At 33.0% G+C, this 13,756-nt stretch carries 15 protein-coding genes; 1 reads left to right on the top strand and 14 read right to left on the bottom strand.

The window, feature by feature from the left end; genetic code table 11:
• Positions 1-22: 22 nt before the first annotated feature.
• From BP92_RS0100760 to BP92_RS0100715, 10 genes are all read right to left on the bottom strand, one after another.
• Positions 23-700, bottom strand: a complete 678-nt coding sequence (locus BP92_RS0100760) for a peptidoglycan DD-metalloendopeptidase family protein (RefSeq protein ID WP_026724286.1) — start codon at positions 698-700, stop codon at positions 23-25.
• 77 nt (positions 701-777) lie between these two features.
• Positions 778-1,653: an ACP S-malonyltransferase gene (gene fabD / locus BP92_RS0100755; RefSeq protein WP_026724285.1), complete on the bottom strand. Its 876-nt coding sequence runs from the start codon at positions 1,651-1,653 to the stop codon at positions 778-780.
• Between the two features lie 60 nt (positions 1,654-1,713).
• Complete coding sequence (locus tag BP92_RS0100750; protein ID WP_026724284.1) at positions 1,714-2,244, bottom strand: NADPH-dependent FMN reductase; 531 nt, start codon at positions 2,242-2,244, stop codon at positions 1,714-1,716.
• Positions 2,237-2,467 (bottom strand): (4Fe-4S)-binding protein, encoded by a 231-nt coding sequence (locus BP92_RS0100745; protein WP_026724283.1) that lies wholly within the window; start codon positions 2,465-2,467, stop codon positions 2,237-2,239. The genes BP92_RS0100750 and BP92_RS0100745 overlap by 8 nt, the downstream gene beginning before the upstream one ends.
• Positions 2,468-2,485: 18 nt before the next feature.
• The gene (locus BP92_RS0100740; protein WP_026724282.1) at positions 2,486-2,770 is read right to left on the bottom strand and encodes a GNAT family N-acetyltransferase; all 285 of its coding nucleotides are present in this window, start codon (positions 2,768-2,770) and stop codon (positions 2,486-2,488) included.
• Positions 2,771-2,872: 102 nt separating this feature from the next.
• Positions 2,873-3,586, bottom strand: a complete 714-nt coding sequence (locus BP92_RS0100735) for a pirin family protein (protein ID WP_026724281.1) — start codon at positions 3,584-3,586, stop codon at positions 2,873-2,875.
• Positions 3,587-3,664: 78 nt separating this feature from the next.
• The gene (locus BP92_RS0100730) at positions 3,665-4,240 is read right to left on the bottom strand and encodes a Crp/Fnr family transcriptional regulator (protein ID WP_026724280.1); all 576 of its coding nucleotides are present in this window, start codon (positions 4,238-4,240) and stop codon (positions 3,665-3,667) included.
• Between the two features lie 73 nt (positions 4,241-4,313).
• Complete coding sequence (locus tag BP92_RS0100725) at positions 4,314-6,185, bottom strand: peptidase U32 family protein (protein WP_026724279.1); 1,872 nt, start codon at positions 6,183-6,185, stop codon at positions 4,314-4,316.
• A gap of 390 nt (positions 6,186-6,575) precedes the next feature.
• Positions 6,576-7,760, bottom strand: coding sequence for a pyridoxal phosphate-dependent aminotransferase (locus BP92_RS0100720; protein WP_026724278.1), 1,185 nt, complete (start codon positions 7,758-7,760; stop codon positions 6,576-6,578).
• A 59-nt stretch (positions 7,761-7,819) separates the two neighbouring features.
• Complete coding sequence (locus BP92_RS0100715; RefSeq protein WP_026724277.1) at positions 7,820-8,914, bottom strand: fatty acid desaturase family protein; 1,095 nt, start codon at positions 8,912-8,914, stop codon at positions 7,820-7,822.
• Between the two features lie 108 nt (positions 8,915-9,022).
• On the opposite strand from BP92_RS0100715, the gene rsmG reads away from it, so the two are divergent.
• A complete protein-coding gene (gene rsmG, locus BP92_RS0100710) occupies positions 9,023-9,652 on the top strand; it encodes a 16S rRNA (guanine(527)-N(7))-methyltransferase RsmG (RefSeq protein ID WP_026724276.1) in 630 nt (209 codons plus the stop codon).
• An 83-nt stretch (positions 9,653-9,735) separates the two neighbouring features.
• On the opposite strand, the gene BP92_RS0100705 is transcribed toward rsmG, so the two are convergent.
• From BP92_RS0100705 to BP92_RS0100690, 4 genes are all read right to left on the bottom strand, one after another.
• Positions 9,736-10,488 (bottom strand): hypothetical protein, encoded by a 753-nt coding sequence (locus tag BP92_RS0100705; RefSeq protein WP_026724275.1) that lies wholly within the window; start codon positions 10,486-10,488, stop codon positions 9,736-9,738.
• A gap of 61 nt (positions 10,489-10,549) precedes the next feature.
• Entirely contained in the window at positions 10,550-12,175 is a 1,626-nt protein-coding gene (pruA, locus tag BP92_RS0100700) for an L-glutamate gamma-semialdehyde dehydrogenase (RefSeq protein ID WP_026724274.1), read from the bottom strand.
• Between the two features lie 127 nt (positions 12,176-12,302).
• Positions 12,303-12,689 carry a Co2+/Mg2+ efflux protein ApaG gene (apaG, locus tag BP92_RS0100695; RefSeq protein WP_026724273.1) on the bottom strand — a complete coding sequence of 129 codons (387 nt, stop codon included), beginning with the start codon at positions 12,687-12,689 and terminating at the stop codon, positions 12,303-12,305.
• A 3-nt stretch (positions 12,690-12,692) separates the two neighbouring features.
• Positions 12,693-13,754 (bottom strand): DUF3667 domain-containing protein, encoded by a 1,062-nt coding sequence (locus BP92_RS0100690; RefSeq protein ID WP_026724272.1) that lies wholly within the window; start codon positions 13,752-13,754, stop codon positions 12,693-12,695.
• Positions 13,755-13,756 lie beyond the last annotated feature (2 nt).

Below are 13,756 nucleotides of genomic sequence, written 5' to 3'. Positions count from 1 at the left end.
TACAAAATTGATGCCAAATTTTCTAAATAATCTTCAAAAGTAAATTAGGATCTGGACAATTTGATTTGTAAAACGAGAGTGTTTTTTCATTACAAACTCCCGGATAATCTCCTGCTTTTCCTTCCATGTTGATGATGATTTGAAAATGCAAATGCGGTGCATAATCACCATTGATAGGTGGTAATCCTAAAGTCGCAATTTGTTCTCCTTTTTTTACGATATCACCAACTTTTTTCCCGATTAAACTTGCTTCGCTCAAGTGCCCATAAAGCGTGTGAAATTTGATACTTTCAACTTCGTGCTCCAAAATAATAGTTGGACCATAATCACCTAAAGCGGTATTGTTTTGAAAACTGTGAATGGTTCCATCTAAAACAGCGTGAATTGAAGCTGCTTCATTAATCCATAAATCCAAACCGATGTGAATATTACGTTCGTCTGAATTCGTGTTTTTAAAAACTGTGCTTCTTTGATATAAATTTCGGGTTTCAATGTAGCCACCAAAAGCAATTTTACCTTGATTTTTATCTAAATGGTTTTGTATGAAAATTTCATAATCTTGAGCGGTCTCTAATTTATGTTGATTCAACTCAGGATTAGTTACAGATAGATTCAAGCGAACATATTCAGAGTAATCAATCTCGGGTGAAATGACTTTAGCCGCTTCAATTGATTTGAACAAAGCAATTAGATTTTCCATATTTTCTTTTTCTCAAAAATAAAAAATTCCTCACGAATAAACTTCATGAGGAATTCTATTTTAAAAGTATTTTTATTTTATAAAGAAGCAGAAATTGTTTCTACGTCTTTGTTTATTTTATTTACTAATCCAACTAATACTTTTCCTGGACCAACTTCCGTAAAACTTGTTGCTCCATCAGCAATCATTTGTTGTACCGATTGAGTCCATCTTACAGCTCCTGTTAATTGCGAAATCAAGTTTTTCTTAATCTCTGTTGCATCAGAAACCGCATTTGCAGTAACGTTTTGATATACAGGACATGTTGGTGTAGCAAAAGTAGTTGCTTCTATAGCTGCAGCTAATTCTTCTCTTGCTGGTTCCATCATCGGTGAGTGGAAAGCACCACCAACAGGTAAAATTAAAGCACGTTTTGCACCGGCTTCTTTCATTTTCTCGCAAGCTAATTCTACTGCTTTGTATTCTCCAGAAATTACTAATTGCCCTGGACAGTTGTAATTTGCGGCTACTACAACTCCATCAATTGAAGCACAAATATCTTCTACGATTTTGTCGTCTAAGTTTAAAACGGCTGCCATAGTAGAAGGAGTAATTTCACATGCTTTTTGCATTGCCATTGCTCTTTGAGAAACTAATTTTAATCCGTCTTCAAATGATAAAGCACCGTTTACTACTAAAGCAGAAAATTCTCCTAAAGAATGGCCAGCGACCATATCAGGTCTTACGTCTAAAACTTTAGCTAAAATTACTGAGTGTAAAAAAACGGCTGGTTGGGTTACTTTAGTTTCTTTCAATTCTTCAGCCGTTCCTTCGAACATGATATCGGTGATTCTGAAACCTAAAATATCATTGGCTTTTTCGAATAATTCTTTTGCTAAAGGGGAGTTTTCATATAAATCTTTACCCATTCCTGTGAATTGTGCTCCTTGACCTGGAAATACGTATGCTTTCATAAATTTTGTTTCAAGTTTAAAGTTTCAAGTTTTTCTTGAGTGGCAAAAATAACATTTTTATTAGAATTCAGTTGAATTTACAATTTCCAATAATTGATTTTTATATTCTGGATGGATAATCCCATTTATCACATCAAAATTTTCGTAGAAACTTGGTAATGAAAAACTACCTTTTACAATTCCACCTTGAAACGGAAAACGTTTTGAAGCAATTTCTAAAACCGAACTTCCACCTCGAGCACCAGGGGAAGTTGCTAATAACAACATTGGTTTTTCTTGAAAGGTTTTGGCGTTAATACGTGAAGTCCAATCTAGAATATTTTTGAATGCACTAGAGTAATTTCCGTTATGTTCGGCAAACGAAATAATGATTAAATCAGCACTTCCTAATTTGCTATAAAATTCTTGTGCTAAAGGATGAATTCCGTTTTCTTTTTCTTTATCAACAGAGAAAATAGGCATTTCGTAATCGTTTAAATCTAAAATTTCAACAGAAACATTTTGAAATTGGTTAGCAGCAAAAGTTGCCAATTGTTTATTTATGGATTGCTTGCTTGAAGAAGCTCCGAAAGCGATAATTTTTTTAGTCATTCTTGTTCAAATAATAAGTTAATGCTCCCGAAGGACATTTGTTAACGGTTTCAATAATTTTTTCTGTAGTTGAATTATCAGGTGTAATCCAAGGTTGTTCTTTTGGTTTAAAAACATCTGGATTGTTCTTAACACAATTTGCAGAATGAGTGCATTTTCCAGACTGCCATACAATGGTTACTTCACCATTTGTATATTCTTTTTTTAGGTTCTTTGGATCCATGATTATGTCGTTTTAAATTTATAATACGTCTCTAAATTCAGGAGTTTTATCAAAAACACTTTTCGCAAACGGACACAAAGGCAAGATTTTGATTCCTTTTTCTCTTGCAAATTCCACAGCTTTTATTACCATTTTTTTACCAAAACTTTTACCTTCATTTCCTGGATTTACTTCAGTATGGTCAATAATAATTTTATCTTCACCAGCAAAAACAAAGGTCATCATAGCTTCTTGTTTGCCTTCTACTTCAATGTAAAAAGCACCTTTGTTGTCGTTTATTCTAAGATGTACTTCTTCGGTCATAATTCTTTTTTTAAATTTCAACATTCGTTATTCAAAATTGAATATTCAACATTTTAAACTTGGAACATTCAACAAGGAATTTTGAATGTTGAAATGATTAATTTATTGCTCCATTGGAATTTCCATTACCAAAAACTTCGCATTAGAATTCGCTTTGATTTCGATTTCATTGGTTTCCCAAATTCCGATTGCGTCTCTTCTTTCTAATTTTTCACCATTTACTTCGATTTCCCCTTCAATATTCATCACGTAGAAACCATTTCCTTCTTTTTTCAAATTTAATTTTTTTGAAAAACCGTTGTCAAAATCACTTAAATAAAACCATGCATCTTGATGAATCCAAACTCCAGCATCATCTGGATTTGGAGATAAGATTTGTGCAAAATCATTTTTCTCTAACGACTTGTCTAACGTAATTTGTTGGTAACGAGGTTCCACATTTCTATATTTTGGAAACAACCAAATTTGAAACAATTTTGTGTGATGATTGTGATTTGGATTGAATTCGCTATGTTGGATTCCAGTTCCGGCACTCATTACTTGTATGTCACCACTTTTAATAGTCGTGCCATTTCCCATACTGTCTTTATGAGCCAAATCACCTTCTAATGGAATCGTGATAATTTCCATATTATCGTGTGGATGGGTTCCAAAACCCATTCCAGCTGCAATGGTATCGTCGTTCAAAACGCGAAGCATTCCAAATTGTACTTTTTCAGGGTTATACCAATTGGCAAAACTAAAACTGTGATACGCATTTAACCAACCATGGTTAGCATGACCTCTTTCATTTGCTTTATGTACTATCGTTTTCATATTCTATAAATTTAGTAATTATTATGATACAAATTTACACCTATGAATAGGGAAGAGCACTTAACCTAGATTAAGAAATTATTTTTTCAGTAAGCGAGCTTTCATTTTGCTAAAAAACTCGGGTGTAACGCCAATGTATGAAGCAATATGTTTTTGAGGAACTTTCTGAATTAAGGTAGGATATTTAGAACAAAATTTTTCAAAACGTTCTTCAGCGGTCAAACTCAAATTATCCATTAAACGTTCTTGGTGAGAAACTAAGGAGTTTTCGGCTAAAATTCTGAAGAAGCGTTCTAATTTCGGAATTTCTTGATAAAGTTTTTGATGGTTTTCTTTGGTAATGATTACTACTTCGGCATCTTCTAGAACTTCTATGAATAGATTACCTGGTTTTTCCGAAATGTAGCTGTACATATCGCCAATCCACCAACCTTCGCAAGCAAAATGTAAAACGTGTTCAATGATGTTATCATTAATATTGAAACTTCTCAAAATTCCCGAATTCACAAAATACGTGCAAGTCGCCACTTCGCCCGCACTCAATAAAATGGTTTTGGCTTTGAATTGTTTGGTTTCGGTTTTAGACAAAAACAATTCTTGCTCTTCAGGTGTTAGCGTAACATGTTTGGCGATATTTTCTAAAATGGATTGCATTACTCCAAAAATACAATTTAATTTTGGTTTTCTAGAAAAGAAAAAACCGATGCGTTATACATCGGTTTCTATATTAATGAAAGTGATCTTCTTCAATTTCAAATTCGGCATCTTTTTCCCAAATTTCCATTTCACAAGGTTTGCAATTGAATTTTAATTTGTATTCCAATTCGCCTTGTTTCAAAACTAAAGGTTCCTTTAGCTTTTTGTCCATGTTTTCTCTGTGGTATTTTGGACAACGCTCTAATTCATATTTGATGCAATATTTGGTAGTCATTACACGGGATTTTCCTGGATCCCATTGTAATTCGAACGCTTTTTCAATTTCAGTTACACCATGGCGTTCATAGAATTTACGAGCGGTTTTGTTGGCAACATTGTACATGAAATCCAATTTTGTTTCTGGATAAGGATGTGATGTTTTTACCAATTGGTGTTCTTTTCGAACATAATTTTTCAAACGAATTTCCGATAATTGTTCGTAAACCGTTCTTCGCATTTCATTGATTTTTGAAATCGGAAGAAACCAATTCCCAGAAAATTCAATTGTAATTTCATCAGCAGTATAAGGCGTAAATCCTGTTTTAGCTAAATTAGTTTTGAAGTTTTCAGCTAAAGATTCGTTGTTTTTTGTTTGTTCTTTTGGGTGAGCCAAATGTACAACACTTACATTTCCATCTTCGTCAGTTGCGATTAATTCAAAACCATTTTCGTTTTCTTTTAATAGTAAAGTTGTGCTGATTTTTCGAACCGCACTATCTTCACGTTCTACTAATTTAATGAAAGCCGCATCGTTATTTCTATAAATGAAAGTACCTTCTTTGATTTCTTTCAATACGTTTGGATATACAAATCCGTTTTCGGCACGGTTCACGTAAATTCCTTCGGCTTCGTTGTTTTCGTTGATAAAACACAATCCGTCACCATTATTTAGTAATTCACCGTTTTCGATTTCGTAAGCATTTCCAACCGTTTTAATCAGTTTTCCAATGTATTGCCCTTTTGATTTTGGACTTTCCCAAGAACCAATGGCTTGATGTCTTTCGTTTACAAAATAATCAGTGTAACCACGATTGAACGTTCTATCTAATGAAGAATCAAACAAATACGTACATTTTCCAGAAGAAGCTTTGGTGTATTTATCGCTGTTTTCGTTCAAGAAAGCATCTAATTTCTGACGTAAATAGGAAACGTTATTTTTTACATAAACCATGTCTTTCAAACGACCTTCAATTTTGAACGAAACAATTCCGGCTTCCACTAAATTTGGAATTTGGTTGGAAACATCAAAATCTTTAATCGAAAGTAAGTGACTATTTTTAATTAAAGTATCGCCATTTCCGTCAATTAAATTATAAGGTAAACGACAGTTTTGTGCACAAGAACCACGGTTTGCCGAACGTTCGCCATTGGCAACACTCATATAGCAATTTCCGCTAAACGAAACACACAAAGCACCGGTTACGAAGAATTCTAATTCCACATCTGTAGTTTCGTGGATTTCTTTGATTTGACTTAAATTCAATTCACGCGCTAAAACCACACGTTTGATTCCAGCATCCGCTAAGAATTTAATTTTATCGGCATCACGATTATTGGTTTGCGTGCTGGCATGCAATACGATAGGAGGCAACTCCATTTCCATAATCGCCATGTCTTGAATGATTAAAGCATCTACGCCAATATCATACAATTTCCAAATCAATTGACGACAAGGTTCTAATTCGTTATCGTATAAAATCGTATTGATAACCACAAAAACCTGAGCGTTAAACAAGTGCGCGTATTTTACCAATTCGGCAATATCTTCCACAGAATTGGTTGCGTTTGAACGAGCGCCATATAAAGGAGCGCCAATATAAACCGCATCGGCACCACTATTTATTGCAGCAATTCCTTGTACTAAGTTTTTTGCAGGTGCTAAAATTTCAATCTTCTTTTTCATATGTTCTGATTATAATTTTTCAGAGGTAACATATGGAATCGCTTTTTTTAAATTGTGATTGCTTACGCAATCTTTTTGTTGTGGCGATTTCATTTCTAAATCTTTAATCTTTCGGGATTTGCCGAAAAAAAGTGTGCAAAGTTCTTATAAAAAATCCAAGATTTCTAATTCTGATTTGATTTTTTTAAATGAATCCCTTTTTTTGCCACGGATTATAAGGATTTTTACTGATTCTTTTTAATTGTTTTAAATCCTTAAATCCTTGTAGGAAAACATAGTTGAATTTACTTTTCAAGAATTTAGGGCATAAAAAAACACGAATTACACTAATTTACACCAATTAATTAGTGCCAATTCGTGCAATTCGTGTTGAATTGTTTTTTTCTTTTTTTAAGAAACTGCTTCTTTGATTCTTCTCATAGCTTCTCTTAATAAAGCTTCGCTGGTTGCGTATGAGAAACGAATACAATTTGGATTTCCAAAAGCGTCTCCTGTTACAGTCGCCACATTTGCTTCTGCTAATAGGAACATTGAGAAATCAGTAGCGTCTTTGATTAATTGACCTTTCAATGTTTTTCCAAAGTAAGAAGAAACATCTGGGAAAACATAAAACGCACCTTCTGGAACATTTAATTTAAATCCTGGAATTTCTTTTACCAATCCAACAACTAAATCTCTACGATTTTTGAAAGCAGTTACCATTTCGTTTAATACGCTTGGGTCTGCTTCAACTGCGGTAATTGTAGCTCTTTGTGCAATAGAATTTGCTCCTGAAGTAACTTGACCTTGAATTTTTGTACACGCTTTTGCGATGAATTCTGGTGCTCCGATGTAGCCAATTCTCCAACCTGTCATTGCGAAAGCTTTCGCAACTCCGTTAACTGTAATCGTTCTTTCTAACATTCCAGGAATAGAGCCAATACTGCAAAATGTTCCTGAAAAGTTGATATGTTCGTAGATTTCATCAGAAACTACATATACGTGTGGATGTTTTTCTAAAACTTTGGCCAAAGCTGTTAATTCTTCACGATTGTAAACCGAACCACTTGGATTACAAGGCGAACTAAACCACATCATTTTTGTTTTTGGCGTGATGGCTGCTTCTAATTGTTCTGGTGTAATTTTGAAATCGCTTTCAACAGAAGTGGGAACTTCAACCGGAACTCCGCCAGAAAGTTTGATAATTTCGTAATACGAAACCCAATATGGAGCTGGAAGAATTACTTCGTCACCATCGTTTAACATTACTTGTGCAATGTTGTATAACGATTGTTTTGCTCCTGTAGAAACTACAATTTGTGATGGTTTGTAGTCTAAATTATTATCTCTTTTGAATTTTTTGCAAATCGCTTCTTTCAATTCTAAGTAACCTTCTACTGGAGTATACGTACTGTAGTTTTCATCGATAGCTTTTTTTGCAGCTTCTTTAATGAATTCAGGAGTGTTGAAATCTGGTTCTCCTAAACTAAGGCTGATAATGTCTTTTCCTTGTGCTTTTAATTCTCTTGCCAAAGCTGCCATTGCTAATGTTTGTGAAACAGCTAAGTTGTTGATTCTGTCCGATAACGGGTTCATTGTGTGTTAGTTATTATAGTTAATACAAAAGACGCGATTCCTCGCGTCTCTTTATTTTATTATGCTAATTGTGGTTTTCTTCCTAGTTCTCTCAAATGCTTGAAGTGAGATGCGATAGCCGCTCGAGTAGTTTTGAACTCGTGATACGGTAAGTTACATTCCGCTGCCGTTTGTTTTACAATTTCAGCAATTTTATTGTAATGAATGTGACTTATATTTGGGAAAATATGGTGTTCAATTTGGTGATTTAATCCACCTGTATAATAATTTACAATCCAGTTTTTTGGTGCGAAGTTCGCTGTTGTAAACAATTGGTGAATGGCCCAAGTGTTTTCGATTTCTCCGTTTTCATCTGGCATTGGATTTACTGTGTCTTCTACTACGTGAGCTAATTGGAATACAACACTCAAAATTAATCCTGCAGTATAATGCATTACAACGAATCCTAATAAAACTTTCCACCAAGTAATTCCTAAAATCATTGGTAATACTAACCAAATTGAGAAGTAAATCGTTTTAGTTATAATTAAAGTGGTCCATTGAAAAGCAGGACTTTTTGCTTCTCCGTAAGATAATTGTCTTTTTAAATAACGTTTCATCTGTAAGAAATCTGTAGTGATAGCCCAGTTGAACGTTAATAATCCGTATAAGAAAACAGAATAATAATGTTGAAATCTGTGGTGGCTGTACCATTTAGCTGTTTTAGAAAAACGTAAAATTCTTCCCGCTTCTAAATCTTCATCATGACCAATGATGTTCGTATACGTGTGGTGTAAAACATTGTGTTGTACTTGCCAGTTGTAAACATTTCCAGCTAAGATATAGATACTTCCGCCCATTAATTTGTTTACCCAAGATTTGGTAGAGTAAGCACCATGATTACCATCGTGCATTACGTTCATTCCAACTCCTGCCATTCCAACTCCAATTACTACGTTTAATAATAAATATACCCAAAACGGCATATCCATAGCTAACAGGAAGAAATAAGGTGTTAAGAAAAGACCGAACATTACAATTGTTTTTAAATGTAATTTCCAGTTTCCAGTTTTGTTGATTTTATTTTCTTTGAAATAGTCGTTTACTCGTTTATTTAAAGTTCTGAAAAATTTCAGATTGTCCTCTTTTGAAAAAATCGGGGCTGTGGTATTCATATATTGTGAATTCAAATTTCGTCAAAGATAATTATTATAATTTTTTCATTTATGATATTCGTCATTTTTTATTCACTAAAAAGCGTATTTTTGTGTAAAATTTAACGAATGGAAGCCATTTTAAAGCAATTTCCTGATTTATCTGATAATCAAATACTTCAGTTTCAAAAATTACAAGGTTTATACGAAGATTGGAATGCCAAAATTAACGTGATTTCACGAAAAGATATCGACGAATTATATACGCGTCACGTTTTACATTCACTTGGGATTGCAAAAATTATTGATTTTCGTCCAGGTTCTAAAATTATGGATGTGGGAACAGGTGGTGGTTTTCCTGGAATTCCATTAGCAATTTTATTTCCTGAAGTTGATTTTTATTTGATTGATGTTATTGCGAAAAAAATCCGTGTAGTGAATGAAGTAGCCGCAGGTTTAGGATTAAAAAATGTAAAAGCCGAACAAAAACGTGCCGAATTAGTAAAACAAGAATTCGATTTCATCGTAAGTCGTGCGGTAACTAATATGCCTGATTTTGTAAAATGGGTAGATGACAAAGTAGCTAAAAAACAAAATCACGAATTAGCCAACGGAATTTTATATTTAAAAGGTGGCGATTTAACCGAAGAATTGGCAGCTTTTCCAAAAGCAACTCAATACAATTTATCTGATTTCTTTTCAGATGAGTTTTTTGAAACGAAGAAAGTGGTGCATTTGCCGTTGAAGTATAAGAAATAAGTGATTAGTGAAAAGTAACTAGTGATTAGCTATAAAAAGAACGCCAATTCTCAACTGAAAATTGGGATTCTAAAAATAAATTCTTATTTTAATTTACCTTTGTTAAGATTTATTAATTCTTGAACTATTTTATTAGTTAAAAACTTTAAAATTTCTTGAAAGTCCTTTTTTGAGTTCATTCTATTTTTTAAATCAAAAAAAGTATTATCGCTTTCAATATCAATCCCTTTTTTAAGATTCTTTAGACTCCAATATTCTAAATTTTGAAATGCAAATAATTCTAGCTCATTTAATTTTGGGATAATTAAGTTTATATTGTAATCTTGTGTTTTAACACAACTGTTTGTGAATGTATATTTTACACTTTCGTTATTTTCGAAATAGAAAAATAATTCAGTTCCTTTAAATATGTTGATTTTTTTGTCAGAAATTGCTATTTCGATGAAAATAGTATTTCCTAAAATCTTAAAATTAATTCCTAAAAAATCATTATTAACAGAATCATAATACATAGGTAAAAACCTATATTGACTCATAGTTACATTATTAAAGTAAATAGAAGTTTCGTTGTTTTTTGATTGAAATTTAACAATTTCAATTTTTTTGATAATATCCTCTAAAGGGATTTTGTAATTAGGTTTTGAAATTTTAATAGGAGATGGGGTAATTTTATTCTTGTTTGGATTTTCTTTTGTTTTTATAGGATTTGTAATTGGTGCATTATAGTTGTTTTCGGAATCATTTTTAAATAATATTCCGCCTATTGATCTGCCTATAAACCAACCACCTCCAACAAAAATCACAAAAAGTAACAAAATAAAAATTATAGCTGCCATATTTAATTATTTTAAGCTTTTTTATTCTGTTACTTTTAGATAGATTTTTAATTATTTCGGATTAACCTAAAAATGGATATTTATAATCTTCTGGTGTTACGAATGTTTCTTTAATAGTTCTAACAGAAGCCCAACGCAATAAGTTTTGTGCAGAACCTGCTTTATCGTTAGTTCCAGAACCTCTTGCTCCTCCAAATGGTTGCATTCCTACAACAGCACCTGTTGGTTTATCGTTGATGTAGAAGTTTCCAGCTGCATTTTGTAAGGCAACGGTTGCTTCTTCCACCGCATAACGACATTGGCTAAATACTGCACCTGTTAAAGCGTATTCTGAAGTTTCGTCAACTAATTTTAATGTTTCAGACCATTTTGCGTCTTCGTAAATATAAATGGTAACTACTGGTCCGAATAATTCGGTTTCCATAGTAGAGTATTTTGGATTTGAAGTTAAAATAACTGTTGGTTCAATGAAGTACCCTTTTGATTTATCGTAATTTCCTCCCATGATTACTTCAGCATCGCTATCGTTTTTAGCTTGGTCGATATAACGTGCTAATTTGTCAAATGACGCTTCAGAGATAACAGCTGTAATAAAATTACTCATATCTTCTGGAGAACCCATTTTCATTGAAGCTAAATCTGCTTCTAAATTAGACTTAACTGCTGGCCATAAACTTTGTGGAATGTAAACACGAGAAGCTGCACTACATTTTTGTCCTTGGAATTCAAAAGCACCACGAGAAATTCCGGTTGCTACTTGTTTTGCATTAGCTGATGGATGTGCAATGATGAAATCTTTTCCACCTGTTTCTCCAACGATTCTTGGATACGTTTTGTAAGTTGCAATGTTGTTTCCGATAGTTTTCCAAATATCATTGAAAACGCCAGTTGAACCTGTAAAGTGAACTCCCGCTAAATGAGGACTTGATAAAACAACGTCAGAAACCATTCCAGAATCACCCATTACCATATTGATAACACCATCTGGTAAACCTGCTTCTTTGAAAACTTGCATAATCACATTAGCAGAATATACTTGAGTTGCTGCTGGTTTCCAAACTACCACATTCCCCATTAATGCTGCACTTGAAGGTAAGTTACCTGCAATAGCTGTAAAGTTAAAAGGAGTAATGGCATATACAAAACCTTCTAATGGTCTGTATTCAACACGATTCCACATGTCTGATGTTGAAGCGGGTTGGTCTGCGTATATTTTTGTCATGAATTCTACGTTGTAACGTAAGAAGTCGATTAACTCACAAGCAGAGTCAATTTCTGCTTGGTGAATGGTTTTTGATTGAGCAATCATAGTCGCTGCATTGATTTTGGCGCGGTATGGACCTGCTAATAATTCAGCCGCTTTTAAGAAGATACTAGCACGATTTTCCCAAGATAAAGCTGCCCATTTTTTACGAGCTTCTAATGCCTCGGTAATGGCTTTTTCAACTAAAGCTCTGTCTGCTTGATGATAAACACCTACAATATGTTGGTGATCGTGTGGAGCTGACATTTTTTTGGTATCGCCCGTTTTAATTTCTTCGCTACCAATATATAAAGGAACTTCTACTTGAGAATTCCACATTTTTGTATAAGTTGCTGCAACGGCTGCTCTTTCAGGAGAACCTGGAGCGTATGATTTTACGGGTTCGTTTACCGCTTTTGGGACATTAAAAAATCCTTTTAACATGGTGTTGTATTTTGAGATTAGACAAATTTGTACTCAGATTTACGAAATAATCGTAAACGATTACAAAAATACAAAGTATATTTTGAATTATCGATAACAAATGTTACGAAGCTAATTTGTTCGCTTATTAGTTAATAGCAAAAGGAGCGCTAAGTTTAAAAGTTGGGATTGAAACTCTAAAACTTCTTGTTGAGGTAAAGTTTACCATGTTGAAATAACCTTTCATTGCTCCAATTGGTGAAGAAAGTAAGCATCCAGATGAATAGGTGTAGCTTTCGCCAGGTTTAATAACTGGTTTTTTACCAATTACACCTTCGCCATCTACCACTTCAACATTGTTTAATGCGTCGTAAATTTCCCAATGACGTGTAGTTAATTGTACCGAATCTTTGCTTTGGTTTTCAATAGTAACATGATAAGTAAAGGCAAAATGTATCTTATAGTTCTTGAAGTAGGTTCCTTCAAAACTAGTTAAAACTGAAATTTTTATGCCTCTTGTAATTTGACTTACCATAAATTAAAATAAGATTATTGACACTGCCATTAATACGAAAACAGCTAATAATGAAATAGGTATGAATAATATGTTCAAAAGTAGGAATTTAAAAATTGTTTTCCAACGACTGTTTTGATAAAAATTTCTTAAAGATTTATAAAGGTAAATTGGAAATAAAATGGAAAAACTTATCCCAACTAGAAATAGTGATATATCTTCGGAAATAAATCCAACGAATTCAAAAAGTATCAAACATATAAACATGAATGAATAGAAGTTGTAAGAGAATACCAAATGGTCAGTATAATTGAATTTTTTATCATAGAAGGCAATCCAAAAGATAATTGCAATAAAAGGAATTGATAGAAAAATCAGAAATGGTAATTTGCCTAAAATGTAGTCTCCAGCCTCTCTAAGTACATCATTTGATTTTAGACTTTTTGCTTTTTCATATAAATAACGATTCAAGTTTTTGTTTTCGAACCCAAGATTTTTTAAAGCCTCCTCATTTGATAAATTTGGATTTTTAATATTGTAATTTCTAAATATGGTCAATTTTAAATTCAAATGACTCAGATTTTCAGGGTCATTTCCTAATTCGTTTGCTTTGTATATTGAATCACGATGAAATTCTTTTGCTGTTTTTGGGTCAACTTCAACAATTTCAGGATTTCGATTAAAGACCTTACTTGTTTTTAAACTATCGCTTGTTATGCTATTTTTATTAGGTTCTTTTGTTTTTGAAGGTGTTTCTTTAATTGAACTTCCAAAATCCATTACGATAAAAAGTATTATAGAAATACTCAAAAACAAACGAAACGGATTGGCATGATGGTGTCTTTTTCCTTCACAAAATTCTCTTGCAGCAATACCAGGTTTTAAAAATAAAGAAAAGAAAGTATTTCGCAATCTGGAATCATACGCGTAAAAATTAGCGAAAAACTCCTCTATAAAATCTCTTATGGTAAGTTTTTTTGTTGAATTCAATTGACCGCAAGCGTGACAATATTTTTCGCTAACATCTAATTTAGTTTCACAATTGATGCATTGAGTGCCTCTATATTTTTTATCTTTTCTGTTCATTA

This window comes from Flavobacterium sasangense DSM 21067 (genome assembly GCF_000686885.1).
Taxonomy (GTDB): domain Bacteria; phylum Bacteroidota; class Bacteroidia; order Flavobacteriales; family Flavobacteriaceae; genus Flavobacterium; species Flavobacterium sasangense.
Note: the sequence above shows the minus strand (reverse complement) of the source record. Positions and strands in the feature narration are given on the sequence as shown.